This is a genomic window from Cnuibacter physcomitrellae (genome assembly GCF_014640535.1).
Lineage (GTDB): Bacteria > Actinomycetota > Actinomycetes > Actinomycetales > Microbacteriaceae > Cnuibacter > Cnuibacter physcomitrellae.
Genome location: NZ_BMHD01000001.1, coordinates 2,936,568 through 2,951,569, shown reverse-complemented (window position 1 = coordinate 2,951,569; position 15,002 = coordinate 2,936,568). Strand labels below are relative to the sequence as shown.

At 72.1% G+C, this 15,002-nt stretch carries 14 protein-coding genes; 5 read left to right on the top strand and 9 right to left on the bottom strand.

Going from position 1 to position 15,002, the window contains the following annotated elements; genetic code table 11:
* Positions 1–39: 39 nt before the first annotated feature.
* On the bottom strand, positions 40–1,089 hold the full coding sequence (lplAB, locus tag IEX69_RS13905) for a lipoate-protein ligase LplAB (RefSeq protein WP_085017902.1): 1,050 nt from the start codon (positions 1,087–1,089) through the stop codon (positions 40–42).
* Positions 1,090–1,130: 41 nt separating this feature from the next.
* Complete coding sequence (locus IEX69_RS13900) at positions 1,131–2,072, bottom strand: hypothetical protein (RefSeq protein WP_373284494.1); 942 nt, start codon at positions 2,070–2,072, stop codon at positions 1,131–1,133.
* A gap of 44 nt (positions 2,073–2,116) precedes the next feature.
* Here IEX69_RS13900 and IEX69_RS13895 point away from each other — a divergent pair, with 44 nt between their 5' ends.
* The 3 genes from IEX69_RS13895 (at position 2,117) to IEX69_RS13885 (ending at position 6,406) form a co-directional block, all read left to right on the top strand.
* Positions 2,117–3,031 (top strand): LLM class flavin-dependent oxidoreductase, encoded by a 915-nt coding sequence (locus IEX69_RS13895; RefSeq protein WP_085017901.1) that lies wholly within the window; start codon positions 2,117–2,119, stop codon positions 3,029–3,031.
* Between the two features lie 94 nt (positions 3,032–3,125).
* Positions 3,126–3,884, top strand: a complete 759-nt coding sequence (locus IEX69_RS13890) for an HAD family hydrolase (RefSeq protein WP_085017900.1) — start codon at positions 3,126–3,128, stop codon at positions 3,882–3,884.
* A complete protein-coding gene (locus IEX69_RS13885; RefSeq protein WP_085017899.1) occupies positions 3,881–6,406 on the top strand; it encodes a glycoside hydrolase family 65 protein in 2,526 nt (841 codons plus the stop codon). Before IEX69_RS13890 ends, IEX69_RS13885 begins: the two co-directional genes overlap by 4 nt.
* Positions 6,407–6,487: 81 nt before the next feature.
* Here IEX69_RS13885 and IEX69_RS13880 read toward each other — a convergent pair whose 3' ends face one another.
* Entirely contained in the window at positions 6,488–7,786 is a 1,299-nt protein-coding gene (locus tag IEX69_RS13880) for an alpha/beta hydrolase (RefSeq protein WP_085017898.1), read from the bottom strand.
* A gap of 140 nt (positions 7,787–7,926) precedes the next feature.
* Here IEX69_RS13880 and IEX69_RS13875 point away from each other — a divergent pair, with 140 nt between their 5' ends.
* Entirely contained in the window at positions 7,927–8,088 is a 162-nt protein-coding gene (locus IEX69_RS13875; protein ID WP_157127060.1) for a hypothetical protein, read from the top strand.
* A 12-nt stretch (positions 8,089–8,100) separates the two neighbouring features.
* On the opposite strand, the gene IEX69_RS13870 is transcribed toward IEX69_RS13875, so the two are convergent.
* Complete coding sequence (locus IEX69_RS13870) at positions 8,101–8,634, bottom strand: hypothetical protein (protein WP_217348655.1); 534 nt, start codon at positions 8,632–8,634, stop codon at positions 8,101–8,103.
* A 152-nt stretch (positions 8,635–8,786) separates the two neighbouring features.
* On the opposite strand from IEX69_RS13870, the gene IEX69_RS13865 reads away from it, so the two are divergent.
* Positions 8,787–9,839 (top strand): pepsin/retropepsin-like aspartic protease family protein, encoded by a 1,053-nt coding sequence (locus tag IEX69_RS13865; RefSeq protein WP_085017897.1) that lies wholly within the window; start codon positions 8,787–8,789, stop codon positions 9,837–9,839.
* Between the two features lie 740 nt (positions 9,840–10,579).
* On the opposite strand, the gene IEX69_RS13860 is transcribed toward IEX69_RS13865, so the two are convergent.
* From IEX69_RS13860 to IEX69_RS13840, 5 genes are all read right to left on the bottom strand, one after another.
* Positions 10,580–11,458: an alpha/beta fold hydrolase gene (locus tag IEX69_RS13860; protein ID WP_085017896.1), complete on the bottom strand. Its 879-nt coding sequence runs from the start codon at positions 11,456–11,458 to the stop codon at positions 10,580–10,582.
* A gap of 34 nt (positions 11,459–11,492) precedes the next feature.
* Positions 11,493–11,711, bottom strand: coding sequence for a hypothetical protein (locus IEX69_RS13855; protein WP_157127059.1), 219 nt, complete (start codon positions 11,709–11,711; stop codon positions 11,493–11,495).
* 5 nt (positions 11,712–11,716) lie between these two features.
* Entirely contained in the window at positions 11,717–12,340 is a 624-nt protein-coding gene (locus IEX69_RS13850) for a winged helix-turn-helix domain-containing protein (RefSeq protein WP_085017894.1), read from the bottom strand.
* Positions 12,341–12,489: 149 nt separating this feature from the next.
* Positions 12,490–13,845 (bottom strand): NtaA/DmoA family FMN-dependent monooxygenase, encoded by a 1,356-nt coding sequence (locus IEX69_RS13845; protein ID WP_085017893.1) that lies wholly within the window; start codon positions 13,843–13,845, stop codon positions 12,490–12,492.
* Between the two features lie 88 nt (positions 13,846–13,933).
* A complete protein-coding gene (locus IEX69_RS13840; RefSeq protein ID WP_085017892.1) occupies positions 13,934–14,992 on the bottom strand; it encodes a LacI family DNA-binding transcriptional regulator in 1,059 nt (352 codons plus the stop codon).
* Between the last annotated feature and the right edge of the window lie 10 nt (positions 14,993–15,002).

The window sequence follows — 15,002 nt, the reverse complement described above, 5'->3', positions numbered from 1 at the left end:
CACACCGTATCAGCGACCGCGGTCACCGACCCGACCGGGTCAGGGGACGCGGTTGAGCCAGGCGGGCGTCTCGAACTTCGTGCGGACCAGCTCCTCCGCCTTCGTGCGCTCGTCGGCGGTGATCTCGGAGGGCGTCGCGCCGTAGAGACCGGTGAAGGTCTGCACGAGGCGGTCGATGATCTCGGCGCGGGTGAGCCCGGTCTGCGATCGCAGCGGGTCGACCCGCTTCGCCGCCGACTTGGTGCCCTTGTCGCTCATCTTCTCGCGGCCGATGCGCAGCACCTGCACCATCTTCTCGCCGTCCATGTCGTAGCTCATGGTGGCGTGGTGCAGGACGGCTCCGTTGCCGAGGCGCTTCTGCGCCGCCCCGCCGATCTTGCCCTTCGCCGACGAGATGTCGTTGAGCGGCTGGTAGATCGCCTCGATGCCGAGCGAACGCAGGGCGAGGATCACCCACTCGTCGAGGAACGCGTAGGAGTCGGCGAAGCTCATGCCCTGCACCAGCGACGCCGGGGCGTAGAGCGAGTAGGTGATGACGCTGCCCGCATCCATGAACATCGCTCCGCCGCCGGAGATGCGGCGCACCACCTCGAACCCGTACTTCTCGGCGTTCGTGCGGTCGACCTCGTTCTTCACGGACTGGAAGCTACCGATGACGACGGCGGGCTCATCCCACTCCCAGATGCGGAGCGTCGGCTTCCGGCGCCCCTCGCCCACCTCGTTGGTCAGCACCTCGTCGAGGGCGAGCTGCATCTGCGGGCTCTCGGGGCCGCTGTGGATGAGCTGCCAGTCGTAGTCCGCCCAGCTCGACGCCTTGGAGAGCGCCCGCCGGACGGCGACCGCGACCGCCTCCGGGGAGAAGCCGAGCAGCACCGCGCCCTCGGGGAGCGCGCGGCGCACCGCGTCGGCGATGCCCACCGCGTCGGTGTCGACGGCGAGCCCGTTCACGGCGGCGTCGATCAGGGGAAGCGCGTCGTCGGGCTCCAGGAAGAAGTCGCCCGCGAGACGGAAGCCGCTGATGCGGCCGTCGACGTCGTCGAGGTCGACGACGACCAGCTTCCCGCCCGGGACCTTGTACTCGCCGTGCATGCCCTCAGCCTAATCGCGCCGCACGGCGCAGCCGAGGGCCGTCAGATCAGCGGCGGAGGCGGCGCGCTCTGCGGGGGCGGCGGGGGCGGCGGCGGCGCGGCCGCGATCGCGGCGATCGCGTCGCGCCACTGCGCGATCCTCCGCTGGGCATGGGTCGTGCTGAGCTCGTGCCGCAGCTCCGGATGCTCGTGCCAGAACCGCACGGCGGAGTAGATGAGCCAGGCGTGCGACTGGTACCCCGTGAGGTCGTACTCCCGCTCGACGAGCGTGTCGTCCGGGTCGGTGGGATCGGGGGCGCCCGGCACGGGCACGAGCACGATGCCGGGCATGAAGTCGCCGTTCGTCTTGTCGACCGCCGACGCCTGCGCCCGCACCGCGGCGATGGACTCCCACGGCCAGACGTCGACGAGGTCGTCGAGGAACCAGCGGATGACGCCGTGCCGCCCCACCGACAGCCCGATGGGCCGCCGTCCGAACGATGCGTGCCGCCAGCGCTGCACGACCGCGATCCATCCCGCGAGCGCCACGACGAGCGCACCGAGCAGGAGCGGGACGAGGAGGAGGAGGATCCAGCCACCGCCCGACACCACGGCGACGACGCTCAGCCAGCCCAGCGCCACCGAGCAGAACGTCCCGGTCGCGGCGAAGCAGATCGTGAGCCACCGCCCCGGCGGGGCCTCCCGGAAGAAGTGGACCCACGAGTCGGGCGGCCGCACCCGCGCTCTCGTGAGCGTGATCGCGTTCAGCAGCACGGGCATCCCCCGCTCGTCGCCCGCGTGTTCGTATCCCACGCCGACCCCGAGCCCGACGGCGGCGAACAGCAGGGTGAAGATCAGCCCACCCCAGACGTCGCCCTTCAGCACGGCCGCCGCGGCGAGCACCGCGAACACCAGCGCGACGATCGCCCAGAGCACGGCCAGCCACACCCGCACGGGCTTCACCGCGGTGGTGCGCCACTGGTCCGGCAACGCGTAGGGCGGCATCGTCACGCTCTCAGTCCATCACGGATGCGCGGCAGACTGGGGGGATGAGCAGCACTGCACTCCGGGTGGGGATCGTGATCCTGCCGCAGACGCCGTGGCCGGAGGCCGGACGCCGGTGGGCGCTCGCCGAGGAGCTCGGGTTCGACCACGCCTGGACGTACGACCACCTGTCGTGGCGGTCGCTCGCCGGCGAGCCCTGGGGTGCGACCGTCCCGACGCTCACCGCGGCGGCGCTGGCGACCTCCCGCATCCGCCTCGGCACCTTCGTGGCCTCGCCGAACTTCCGGCATCCCGTTCCGTTCGCGAAGGACATCGCCACCGTCGACGAGATCGCCGGCGGCCGGCTGATCCTCGGGCTCGGATCGGGCGGCACCGGCTTCGACTCCGTCGTGCTGGGCCAGGAGCCGCTGACGCCGCGGCAGCGCCACGATCGCTTCACCGAGTTCGTCGAGGCGCTCGACGTCCTGCTCCGGTTCGAGGAGGAGCGCCCGGAGGGCTCGGACGGATCGCCCGGCATCGACGTCCGGGGCGAGTGGTACACCGCGCACGAGGCCCGGATGGTGGGCGCTCCCGCTCAGCCGCCCCGGATGCCGTTCGCGATCGCGGCGAACGGCCCGAAGGGCCTCGACCTGGTGGCGCGGTACGGCGACGGCTGGATCACGACCGGCCCTCCGGATGCGGAGGGCGACGAGTGGTGGAGCCGCGTCGGCTCCCTGTCGCGGTCGCTGACGGAACGACTGGAGGCGGCCGGTCGCGATCCCCGTGAGGTGCCCCGCTACCTCTCCCTCGACTCCGGCGGCGGGTACAGCCTGGCGAGCCTCGACGCCTTCGAGGCGGCAGCCGACCGCGCGGTCGCGGCGGGCTTCACCGACGTCGTCGTCCACTGGCCCCGGCGGGACGGCATCTACGCCGGATCGGAGGACGTCGTCCACGAGATCGCGGCCGCTCGCGCGCGCTGAGCGAACGGCCTGCGGGCGGGGCCTCGTTGCGATTACGCTGGGCGTCGAGGCGGGCAGCGTCGACCGACCGTGCCCGAACCGGATGAGGAGAACCATGCCCGCCCCGAACCTGAACGATGCCCTGCAGGGCCCGCGCCTGAAGGCGTTCCTCTTCGACCTCGACGGCGTGCTCACGCCCACGGTCGACCTGCACAAGGAGGCCTGGCGCCTGCTGTTCGAGGACGAGTTCGCCAAGCACGGCGTGGCCCCCTACGAGGGCGAGGCCGACTACGTCGCCCACGTCGACGGCAAGCCGCGGTTCGACGGCGTGCGCGACATGCTCGCCGCCCGCGGGATCACGCTGCCGGAGGGCGAGCCGACCGATCCGCCGACCGCCGACACGGTGATGGGCCTCGGCAACCGCAAGAACGAGATGTTCGAGCGAGCCCTGGCCGAGCAGGGCATCGCCGCCTACCCCGGATCGCTGGCGCTCCTCGACGCGCTGCGCGGCACCCATTTCGAGGCCGCCGTCGTGTCGAGCTCGCGCAACGCCGTCCCGGTGCTCGAGGTGGCCCGCATCCGCGACCGCTTCGACGTGATCGTCGACGGGGTGGTCGCCGCCGCGGAGGGCCTCCCGGGCAAGCCCGCGCCCGACACGTACCGAGCCGCCGCCGCGCGACTCGGCCTCGAGCCGTCGGAGTGCGTCGTCGTGGAGGACGCCCTGTCGGGCGTGCAGGCGGGCCGGGCGGGCGACTTCGGCCTGGTGATCGGCGTCGACCGCGGAGCGGGCGGCGACGAGCTCATCGCCGCGGGCGCCGACGTGGTCGTCGACGACCTCTCCGAACTCGTTCCCGCCACGGAGGGCGCAGCATGAACCCGATCACGTCCGATCCGCTCGACCGCTACCACTTCCCCATCGACGAGTGGGGCCTCACCGAGAGCGACTTCGACCGCGCCCTGCAGGGCCGCACCGAGACGCTGTTCGCCGTGGGCAACGGCTACCTCGGCATGCGCGGCAATCCCGAGGAGGGGCTCGGCGGCCACCAGAACGGCACCTTCGTCAACGGCTTCCACGACACCTGGACCATCCGCCACGCGGAGGAGGCATTCGGATTCGCGCGGGTGGGCCAGACGATCGTCAACGTCCCCGACACCAAGCTCATCAAGCTCTACGTCGACGACGAGCCGTTCGACGTCTCCAGCGCCGACATCGTCGCGTACGTCCGCCGCCTCGACTTCCGCACGGGCGTGCTCTGGCGCGAGGTGGAGTGGCGCACCCCGTCGGGCAAGCGCGTCCTCGTGCGCTCCCGGCGCCTCACCTCGTTCACCGACCGTCACGTCGCGGTCGTCGACTACTCGGTGACGATGCTCGACGCGGATGCGTCGGTGCTGATCTCGAGCCAGATCCTCAATCGACAGGACTGGAAGGACGAGTACGCCGCGGCCGCCCACGCCGAGAACTCGATGGACGACCCGCGCAAGGCCGCCGCGTTCACCGACCGCGTCCTGCTGCCGCGCTTCAAGCGGGCCGAGGGCTCGCGGTACCTCCTGGGCTACCGCGCCTCGAACTCCGGCATGACCCTCGCCGTCGGAGCCGACCACCGTCTCGAGACCGGCAACGAGTGGACGGAGTCGGGTCAGATCGACGACGACCTCGCCAAGCAGGTCTACAGCGTGCAGGCGAAGGCGGGCGAGCCCATCCGTCTGATCAAGACGATCGCGTACCACACGTCGAACGGCGTGCCCACGCGCGAGCTGGCCGACCGCTGCGACCGCACGCTCGACCGCATCGAGTCGGCGCCCATCGAGGAGGTGTTCGAGCGACAGGCCCGCTGGCTCGACGACTTCTGGGCCCGATCCGACGTCGAGATTCCCGGCGAGCCGAGCATCCAGCAGGCGGTGCGCTGGAACCTGTTCCAGCTCGCGCAGTCGACCGCGCGCACCGACGGCGGCGGCATCGCCGCCAAGGGCGTCTCGGGCTCCGGATACGGCGGCCACTACTTCTGGGACACCGAGATCTACGTGCTCCCGTTCCTCACCTACACCTCGCCGCAGGTCGCTCGGAACGCGCTGCGCTTCCGCCAGGCCATGCTGCCGGCCGCCCGCGAGCGCGCGGCCGAGCTCAACCAGCGGGGCGCCCTGTTCCCCTGGCGCACCATCAACGGCCTCGAGTCGAGCGCGTACTACGCGGCCGGCACCGCGCAGTACCACATCGACGCCGACATCTCCCACGCGCTGTCGCAGTACGTGTCGGCGACCGGAGACGAGGACTTCCTCATCAACGGCGAGGCGATCGACATCCTGGTCGAGACCGCGCGGATGTGGGCCGACCTCGGGTTCTGGCGCAGCAACGGCAAGCAGTCGTTCCACATCCACGGCGTCACCGGGCCGGACGAGTACACCACGGTCGTCAACGACAACCTCTTCACCAACGTGATGGCGCGGGCCAACCTGCGCGCAGCCGTACGGCGCACGCGGGCCCTCCAGGTGTCGGACCCGGTCTCCTACGAGCGGATGCTCGCCCGCCTCGACCTCTCCGAGGACGAGATCGTCGAGTGGGCGGCGGCCGCCGAGGCGATGCACATCCTCTACGACGAGGAGCTCGGCATCCACCCCCAGGACTCCCAGTTCCTCGAGAAGGAGCTCTGGGACCTCGAGAACACGCCCGCCAACAAGCGCCCGCTGCTGCTGCACTTCCACCCGCTGGTGATCTACCGCTTCCAGGTGATCAAGCAGGCGGACGTCGTGCTGGCGCTGCTGCTGCAGGGCGACGAGTTCACCGAGGAGGAGAAGCGCCGCGACTTCGAGTACTACGACGCGCTCACCACCGGCGACTCGACGCTCTCAGCGTCGACGCAGGCGATCGTGGCCGCCGAGGTCGGATACCGCGAGCTGGCGCTCGGCTACTTCCGGGCGGCGCTCTATGTCGACCTCGGCGACCTCCACAACAACACCGCCGACGGCCTCCACGTGGCGTCGATGGGCGGCGTCTGGAGCGCGCTCGTGTTCGGCTTCGGCGGGATGCGCGACTACCTCGGCACGTTCACGTTCGACCCGCGCCTGCCGGAGGAGTGGGAGGCGCTGTCCTTCCACGTCACCATCCGGGGCTCGCTGCTGCGCGTCGACCTGCGTCAGGACTCGATCACGTTCACTGTGGAGGACGGCCTGGGCGCTGAGCTCTACGTGCGCGGTCGGCGGGTCGACGTCACCACGGAGGGACCGTCGCGCGTGATGCTGCGCGGCGAGGTGCCCACCCTGGAGGGCGCGCCGACGACCAGCGACATCGAGGGCACCATCCGCGCCGACGGCTCGGTGATCACCGCCTCCATGCCCACGATCACGACCGAGATCCCGATCGTGGCGACGCAGAACGGCGACCCCGTCATCCCCGACTGAGCCTCAGGCCCGCTCTCGCGGCATCCGTCCCTCCTGCGCTCAGGGTGGGGACGGACGCCGCTCAGGAGGGGGCGAGGCCGCTCAGGAGGGGGCGAGGCCGAGGCGCGGGTAGAGGCGCTTGAAGCCCTCGGCGAGCCCGCCCTCGAGGGCGTCGACCACGTGCCCGGCGCCCGGCACGACGTACGACTCGGCATCCCAGCCGGCGGCCTTCGCCGCCGCCGCGCCCTGCTGCGCCTGAGCCACGTAGTCGGGGTCGTTCTCCCCGGCAGTGAAGAGCGCCCACGAGGACGGGTACGCGACCGTGCCCGAGGCGAGGATGCTCGTGGGCTTCGAGGCCTCGAACGCCGCGGAGTCGCCGCCGAACACGTCGTTCGTGGTCTGCTGCGGATGCTCGGACCCCGCGTACAGCTCGCCCGAGATCGAGAGCAGGTTGGGCCAGATGTCCGGATGCTCCGCCGCGTACTTGAACGCGCAGGCGCCGCCGTTGGAGTAGCCCGCGATGATCCACGAGGAGTGGTCGCGATCGACGAAGGACAGGGTGTTCGCGTAGTCGACGACGTCCTCGGTGATGTAGGTCTCGACGTTGCCGAACCTCGTCGAGTTCGCGCACGCCGGGTCGACCTGGGGGTCTCCGAGCTGGTCGACGACGAGCACCACCGGGGCGAGCCCCTTGTTGGCCGCCGCGAGCGGATCGAGCACGTTCGCGATGTACGACGGGTCCGTGGTCCCCGGCTGGCCCATCATGAGGATCACGAGGGGCAGCGCAGGCGGGTTCGCGGTGAGAGCGGCCGGAGGCAGGTAGACACCCGCCTCCCTCGCGGCGAAGCCGGACTTCGTCCCGGGGATCGGCGTCGTGCTCTGCCTGCCCGTCGCGGGCATGTCGGCCGGCGGCTCCCACGACTCGTAGAGGGGCACATCCGGGTCGTTCGTCGCGGTCGGCGTGCCGGTCGGGAGCGGGATCGGGTTCGAGACCGTGATCCCGAAGAAGGCGGCGACGTTGCGGTTGAGGCCGTAGAACGCGTTCACGCCGAGGGTGAGGGTGAGCAGGAACACCACGATCGAGATCGCCGCGATGACCGTGCGCCACCACCGTCCTCCCCAGAGGTTCACGACGGCCAGGCCGACCGCCGCCAGGCCGCAGACGCCCCAGACGGTAGTCTGCCACTCCAGCGTCCGGCCGAACATGCTCGTGGCGTTCGCGATGATCACGAACACCAGCGCGAGGGCGGCGCCGGCCAGCATCCCGACGAGCGTGAGGAGCACGCGCCTCAGCGTGGGGCGGCGGGCGAGCAGGTACACCACCAGCGCCGCGCTGAGGAGGTAGAAGGGCCAGAGGAGCACGGGGTCGAGGAGTCCGATGCTCAGGATCCAGTCGTACATGCGCGCCTCCCGGTCAGGCTGCGATCCTATCGGCGTGCGGCCCGAGCCCTCGACCCCCCGTGTGTGCCAGTGCTCAGGGGACGCTCTCTCCGGCGAGTGCGCGCGTGTCGGGGCCGCGCGGGAGCGGTACGCTCGACGGCATGAAGGACGAGCGCAGCACCCCCGACTCGACGGCCGGCTCCGGCCCCGGCGAGGCCCACTCGTTCGACGAGGTCGACTCGTTCGACGTGGACCTCGAGAGGAAGATCCACGAGTTCATCGCCGACGCGCGCCCCACCGACGGCCCCGCGCCCGCGGGCTGAGTCGCCCGCGCGTCACTCCGGTGCGGATGCGCTCCGCGCGCTCTTGAGACGCTCCAGGTTCGGCAGCGGGCACCACGCCCCGAGCTGCGGATAGTCGAGGGTGACGCCCACGACGCCCCGCTCGCCGAGCGAGAGGGCCCACTCGATGGCCTCCGGGAGTGGCACCGAGAACATCGGGACGCTCGCGTCCTCGGCGACGAGACCCCCGGCGAGCGCTCCCGCGCGCGCCCGCTGCGGGGTGCTGTAGACGCACAGCATGTGGCCCGGGCCGGCGGCGATCGCGTACGGCCGGGGGCTGCCCGGGGTGCCCCGGTCGACGAACACCCACTGGTCCAGCCGCGCCACCGCCTGCCACAGCCTGATCTGGCGGTCGATGTCGTCCGGCTCGGCGCGGCACGCGGCGTCCAGCCGATCGAGCTCGGCGATCGCCGCGCCCTCGTCCCGCGCGCTCTCGTCGCGCCCGCCCTCGTCGTGCCCGCCCTCGTCGTGCTCGCCCTCGTCGTGCCCGCCCTCGTCGTGCCCGCCCTCGTCGGTCGGCAGTGTCATCGCGGTCCCTTCGCCGTGTCGATCCGCTCTCCACGCTAACCCGACCCCCGCGAACCCCCACCCCTGGTTTCGCGGCCACTTTGACCTTCCGCGTGGTCATTGACCAGGCGGAAGGTCAGAACGGCCGCGGAACCCACGCCATGATGGGTGTCATGCAGACGATCGCCGCCCGGTCACGACGACTCCTCCCGGCCACCGCCGCGGTCGCGATCGCGATCACGCTCGCCGGGTGCTCGGGCTCGACACCCTCGGCGACGTCGTCCGCGGACGATCTCGAGTCGGTCTCGGGCAGCCCCACTGCCTCCCCCTCGACGGAGACCGTGAGCGTGCCGCTCCAGTCGACCACCGACTCGGGCGCGCCGCGCCTCGAGGTGGAGATCAGCGTCGGCGGCGGGGCACCCTTCACCGTCGTGCTCGACACCGGGTCGACCGGGCTGTTCGTCTCGAAGAGCGCGGTCGGCTCGGCGACCACCGCCACCGGGCAGAGCTACACCGAGGACTACGTGTCGTCCACGCTCACCTCCGAGCTGGCCACCGCGACGGTCTCGATCGGCGGTGCCTCCACCTCGTCGCCGATGACCCTCGGGCTCATCGAGAGCGACGACATGGGCGGGATCTTCGGCAACGCGCAGGGCATCATGGGCGTCGCCCCTGCCGAGGGAGCGGCGGCGCAGGCCGGCCTGCTCTCGCCGTTCGTGCAGCTCGCAGCGCCCTACGATGAGGGCTTCACGGTCGACCTGACCGGCGGCAGCACCGGCACGCTCACCCTCGGAGCGCCGTCGCCGGCCTCGGGCACGATCTCCACTCCCCTCACACCCCTCCCCTCGGCTCCGGCGGCGATGCCGGATGCGAAGCTCTGGGCCAAGGACGTCGACCTGTGCTGGACGATCGCGACCCTGGCCCAGGCGTGCGGACCGACCGACCTCGACACCGGCGCGCCATCGCTGCTCCTGAACTCCGCCGTGGTCACGGGCGTCCCCGCGGGTTCGAACGGTGTGCTCGACGCGGGCCAGTCGATCGCGATCGCCACCCCCGCGGGAGCCCCGCTGTGGTCGCTGCAGACCGGGACGACGGCCGGCGTCGACCTCGCCACCCTCGATGCGCTCGGCTCGGAGACCTCCTACAACACCGGCATCGCGTTCTTCACCAACCACGTCGTCGCCTTCGACTGGGCCACCGGCCAGCTCCTCGTGACGGCGACGTAGCCTCCCCCCGCCCGCCGCCCCGCCCGGCGACCGGCCCCGACGCCGGTCCGCCCGCCCGCCGCCGCCGCGCGAACACCGGCACCGCGGGTTCCGCCCGCCGCCCCCGCCGCGCGAGCGCGGGCACCGCGGGTTCCGCCCGCCACACGCGCCGTCGCCGCCCCCACAGGGACGAGCGCGCAGCAGGCGGGCGCAACCCGCAACCCCCCTCTCACCCGCGCCGGCCCATTCGCCCCTCGCCCTCCACCTGCCCTCCCCCGCCTCCGGCGCCCGCCTCACCGCCGCGAGAGCGGGGGCACCGCGGCTTCCGCCTCCCACGCGCGCCGTCGCCGCCCCCACAGGGACGAGCGCGCAGCGGGCGGGCGCAACCCGCACCCGCCCTCTCACCCGCGCCGGCCCATCCGCCTCGCGCCCGTCCAGCTGCCCTCCCGCCGCCTCCTACGCTCCGCCGCTCCACCGCCGCGCGAGCGGGGCCGCCGCGGGTTCCGCCTCCCACGCGCGCCGTCGCCGCCCCCACGGGGACGAGCGCGCAGCAGGCGGGCGCAACCCGCACCCACCCGCGACGGCGCATACGCCTCTTGCCCGTCCTCCCGCCTGCCCCGCCCCATCGCCGCGCGGAGCGGGGGACCGCGGATTGCGCCTTCCACGCGCGCCGTCGCCGCCCCCACGAGGACGAGCGCGCAGAGGGCGGGCGCAACCCACAGCCGCACCCCACCCGGGCACCCGCGGCGGCGGGTCCGGGCTCAGGACGCGGGGGCGAACCTCGCGTCGAGCCAGGAGACGAGGCGGGCGACGACCTCGTCGCGGTTCAGCTCGTTGAAGACCTCGTGGCGCGCCTCCGGATACACCTCGAGCTCCACGTCGGTGAGGCCGGACCGGCGGCGGTACGCGTCCGCGAGCCGCCCCGCGCTGCGCGCCCCGCCGAGGATGTCGTCGTCGCCCACGAGGATGAGGACGGGGACGTCCTTCGCGAGCAGTCGCGCCGGCCGCCCGAACAGGCGCAGGCCGTCGCGGATGCCGAACAGCGCCCGGACCTCCGCGGGGAACATGAGCGGGTCGTCGGCCGCGCGCTGCTGCGCCGCCACGTCGCGCGAGAGCCACTCGTAGCCGTGGCCCGACCCCTTCCCGTTCGGCCGGTGCCGCCGCGAGAGGTCGCCGCCGTCCATGTGCCCCGGCATCCGATAGGCGGTCCCGCTCAGCACGACGCCCGAGTAGTGCAGCAGGGCGGGCGAGTTGACGAGCCGCTGCACCATCAGCGAGCCCCAGCTGTGGCCGAGCAGCACGACGGGCACTCCCGGATGCTCGCGCTGCACCACCATCGTCAGCTGACGGATGTCGTCGACCGTCGCGCGCAGACCTCCCGGCCCGAGGCGTCCGAGCCGAGCCCGGTCGCCGTCGTACTGCTCGAGCCCGGTGGCGCCGTGCCCGCGCTGGTCGGGTGCGTACACGCTGTAGCCCGCGGCGACGAGGTCGTCCATCAGCGGCTGGTACCGCAGCGCGTGCTCGCCGAGCCCGTGCTGGATCTGCACCACGGCCTTCGGCTGTGCCACGAGCCGGCCGTAGTAGGTGATGGGCACCCCGAGCTCGTCGACGAACCGGTCGGTGAAGCTGGCCTCGCGCATGCGCCCATTCTGTCGCGCCAGCGGGCTTCCGCGCTCAGCGGATGCGCGTGAGCGGGGCCGCGTGGACCCGGGCCGCCTCGCGGTCGGCGAGGAGGGCGCCTGCCGACGCGGGGTCGGCGGCGAGGTCGACGAGCCGGGCGGCGACGAGGGCGCGGTGCTCCGCGCTCTCGCGGCCCCAGCGCTCGAGGGTGGACCCCACCCGCACGGCGAGGAGCTCGAGGCCGCGGGGGCTGGTGTCGAGGGCGACTGCCATGGTGTTCACCTCCCCTCGTGGTGCTCGTCGGCGTCCATCACGGGGAAGGCGCTGAACTGGATCTGGACGGGCCGCGATCCCTCGATCGGCCGTTCCTTCTGGTCGCGGTGACCGTCGACGAAGTCGTCGATGGTCTGCTGGAGGCGTCGGGTGAGGTCGGCGAGCTGCTCGACCGTCACCTGGGCGTTGGCGGTGCTGATCGCCGAGGCGTCGATCCACGCGGCGGGGAGCTCGTCGTCGCCGCGCCGGACGAAATCGTCGAGCAGCGTCTGGCGGTTGCGGTTCCACTCCGACAGCACGATGCCGCTCGCGGCCCGCGCCGCCGACGTGTCGGGCAGGTGCCCGACCTCGAGCGAGATGCCGCCGGGCACTCGATCCCACCACCGCTCCCGCGCGGATCCGCGCCCCTCCACCTCTCGGATGAAGTGGTGCCGCTCCAGCTGCCGCAGGTGGTAGCTGGTCGAGCCCGAGGACTCGCCCAGCCGGTCGGCCAGGCTCGAGGCCGTCTGCGGCCCGTACGTGGTGAGCACGTCGAGGATGCGCACCCGCAGCGGATGCGCCAACCCCTTCAGCGACTCCATGTCGAGGGTGCGGTGCTGCACCTCCGGCGTCGTGGTCTCCTCGCTCATGACTGCAAAGATACCTTTGCCAAGCTATCTTTGCAACCACTTCTTTGCACTCGCCGTGCGGGTTTCGCGCCCTCTTTGGCGTTTCGCGTGCCCAATGACCCAGCGAGACTCCAAAGAGGCCGCGAAACCAGGGAGGGAGGACGGGCGGGCTACTCGAGGTTCTTCGACGGAGGGCGGAAGGACGGGGTGGGCGACGGGAAGCCGAGGCGCTCGCGGAGCGTGAGCGACCGATCGGGCTCGTGCCACGCGCCGAGGGCGGCGAGCTCGGGCAGCACGAGCTCGATGAACTCCTCGTAGGCGCCGGCGTCGCCGAAGGTCGGCTCGAGCATGTACCCGTCGATGTCGGCTGCCTCGGCCGTGGCCACCAGCTCCTCGGCGACCTCGCGCGGCGAGCCCGTCACCACGAACCCGCGCTCCTGCACGCGGAAGGCGTCGAGCACGTCCTGCACCGTGTCGACCCCGTCGACCGTGCGGTACCGGTCGAGCGGCGTCTGCCCCTGGTCGTTGCCGGGGATGTCCTCGATCCGCATCGCGGGATCGAGGCTCCGCAGGTCGATCCCGGTGAACCCGGCGAAGAGCACGGCCGCGTCGTCCATCGAGAACTGCTCCTCGAGCTCCTGCCGCTTCGCGAGCGCCTCCTCGCGGGTGGGCGCCACCGTGACGGTGACCCCGCTGATGATCTTCAGGTCGTGGGGATCGCGTCCCGCGGCGGCGACGCGCGCTCGGATGTCGGCCGAGGCCTTCGCGGCCTGCTCGACGTCCTGCCCCTGGATGAACATCGCCTCCGCGTTCCTCGCCCCGAAGTCGCGTCCGCGCCCCGAGGCGCCGGCCTGGAAGAGCACCGGCGTCCGCTGCGGCCCTGGCGGCACCTTGAACAGCCCGTGGCTCGAGAAGTGCTCGCTGCGGTACGACACCGGATGCACCCGGGAGGGGTCCACGAGGACGTCGGCCGACCGGTCGAGCACGAGGGCGCCGTCGTCCCAGGAGTCCTCCCACAGGGTGCGGCAGAGGTCGACGAACTCGTCGGCCACGTCGTACCGCTTGTCGTGGTCGAAGTGCGTGATGCCGAACAGCCCCTCGGTGACCTGCGCGGTGCTGCCGGTGACGATGTTCCATCCGATGTGACCGCGGGTGAACGCGTCGAGCGTGGCGAACCGGCGGGCGGTGGGCAGCGGCTGCTCGAGCGACGTCGACGAGGTGACGACGATGCCCAGCGTGGGGGCCGCCTCCGACAGCGACGACACGAGGAGGAGCGGGTCGTATCCCGGGAAGAGGATGCCGTGCGTGAGCACCTCCTCCGGGACGACCCCGTCGACGAGCGGGTAGCCGTAGCTGTCGGCGAAGAGGATGAAGTCGAATCCCGCGTCGTCGAGGGTCCTCACCAGTCCACGCCAGTACGCCGGGTCGCCGAACCGGTCGCCCCGCCCCTGGGGGTGCCGCCAGGTCGGGACGCCGTTGGACGGCGTGAGGATCTCGAACACTCCGAGGGAGAGGGACTTGGTCATCGCGGGGGCTCCAGGGCTGCACTCGGGGACTCGGGTGCTCCCAGCTTGGCCGACCGCCCTCCCGCATGACGAGGGCACCTAAAACGTTTTACACAGCCGTAACGAGAGGCGGCGTCACCCGGTCGGACGGCTCGCGAGCGGTCGACTCTCGTTCGACGAGCTCGACCGGGAGGACGACGACCTCGGCCTGCTCCTCCCCCGCCACCATCGCCAGCAGCATCTCGATCGCGCGAGCGGCCATGCCCGGCGCGTCCTGCCTGACCGTGGTGAGCGACGGCGAGATCCGCGACGACCAGCTGATGTCGTCGAACCCGCAGACGAGCAGGTCGCCCGGCACGGACCGACCGAGGTCGTGCGCCTCGAAGGTGGCCCCGATTGCCTGGTTGTCGGTGCACGCGAAGAGGGCGTCCACATCCGGATGCGCCTCCAGCAGACGGCGCACACCCTCGCGACCGCCCTCGAACGAGTACGGAGCGGTGATCGCGTGGATGCGCGACTCCGGCACTCCACGGGCCGCGAGCCCCTCGCGGAACCCCTGGCGCCGCTCGGTCGCGGTGGTGAGGGTGGCCGGCCCGTCGAGCATGCCGAAGACCGCCCCGCCCGCGTCGACGAGGTGCTCGGCCGCCGTCCGGGCACCGGCCCGGTTGTCGGAGTAGACCCCGCCGAGCCCGGGGACGTCGAACGCCTCGTCGCAGGCGACCATCGGCATCCCGAGGTCGAGCAGCGGCTGGACGGCGGAGGCATCCGGACTGGTGGAGAACAGCAGCACCCCGTCGGCGCTGGTGACGAGCCGCGCCAACGCCGCCGACTCCCGCTCCGGGTCGTAGGCGGTGGTGAAGAGCGCCACCTGGAAGCCCGCCTCGCCGGCGATCTGCTCGATCGCGCCGACCATGCCCGCCCAGAACGGGTTCGTCACGTCGGGGATGACGAGGCCGATCGAGTTGTGGAGTCCGGTCCGCAGCGACCGTGCGGCCTCGTTGCGCTGGTACCCCAGCTCGGCGGCGGATCGCAGCACCTTCTCGATCGAGGCCGCGCTGACCTTGCGGGCGCCGGTCAGCGCGTTGCTCGCCGTCGAGATGCTCACCTGAGCGTGCTCGGCGACGTCCTTCAGGGTGACCGGCCCCCGGCCGGCCGCAGCCGCTCGCATCGTGGGCTCA

Excerpts from the sequence above, each read along its gene's own strand:
- IEX69_RS13860 (WP_085017896.1), bottom strand. The coding sequence starts at position 11,458 with ATGCGCGAGGCCAGCTTCACCGACCGGTTCGTCGACGAGCTCGGGGTG.
- IEX69_RS13900 (WP_373284494.1), bottom strand. The coding sequence starts at position 2,072 with ATGCCGCCCTACGCGTTGCCGGACCAGTGGCGCACCACCGCGGTGAAG.
- IEX69_RS13865 (WP_085017897.1), top strand. The coding sequence starts at position 8,787 with ATGCAGACGATCGCCGCCCGGTCACGACGACTCCTCCCGGCCACCGCC.
- IEX69_RS13895 (WP_085017901.1), top strand. The coding sequence starts at position 2,117 with ATGAGCAGCACTGCACTCCGGGTGGGGATCGTGATCCTGCCGCAGACG.
- lplAB (WP_085017902.1), bottom strand. The coding sequence starts at position 1,089 with ATGCACGGCGAGTACAAGGTCCCGGGCGGGAAGCTGGTCGTCGTCGAC.
- IEX69_RS13850 (WP_085017894.1), bottom strand. The coding sequence starts at position 12,340 with ATGAGCGAGGAGACCACGACGCCGGAGGTGCAGCACCGCACCCTCGAC.
- IEX69_RS13870 (WP_217348655.1), bottom strand. The coding sequence starts at position 8,634 with ATGACACTGCCGACCGACGAGGGCGGGCACGACGAGGGCGGGCACGAC.
- IEX69_RS13845 (WP_085017893.1), bottom strand. The coding sequence starts at position 13,845 with ATGACCAAGTCCCTCTCCCTCGGAGTGTTCGAGATCCTCACGCCGTCC.
- IEX69_RS13840 (WP_085017892.1), bottom strand. The coding sequence starts at position 14,992 with ATGCGAGCGGCTGCGGCCGGCCGGGGGCCGGTCACCCTGAAGGACGTC.
- IEX69_RS13880 (WP_085017898.1), bottom strand. The coding sequence starts at position 7,786 with ATGTACGACTGGATCCTGAGCATCGGACTCCTCGACCCCGTGCTCCTC.
- IEX69_RS13875 (WP_157127060.1), top strand. The coding sequence starts at position 7,927 with ATGAAGGACGAGCGCAGCACCCCCGACTCGACGGCCGGCTCCGGCCCC.
- IEX69_RS13885 (WP_085017899.1), top strand. The coding sequence starts at position 3,881 with ATGAACCCGATCACGTCCGATCCGCTCGACCGCTACCACTTCCCCATC.
- IEX69_RS13890 (WP_085017900.1), top strand. The coding sequence starts at position 3,126 with ATGCCCGCCCCGAACCTGAACGATGCCCTGCAGGGCCCGCGCCTGAAG.
- IEX69_RS13855 (WP_157127059.1), bottom strand. The coding sequence starts at position 11,711 with ATGGCAGTCGCCCTCGACACCAGCCCCCGCGGCCTCGAGCTCCTCGCC.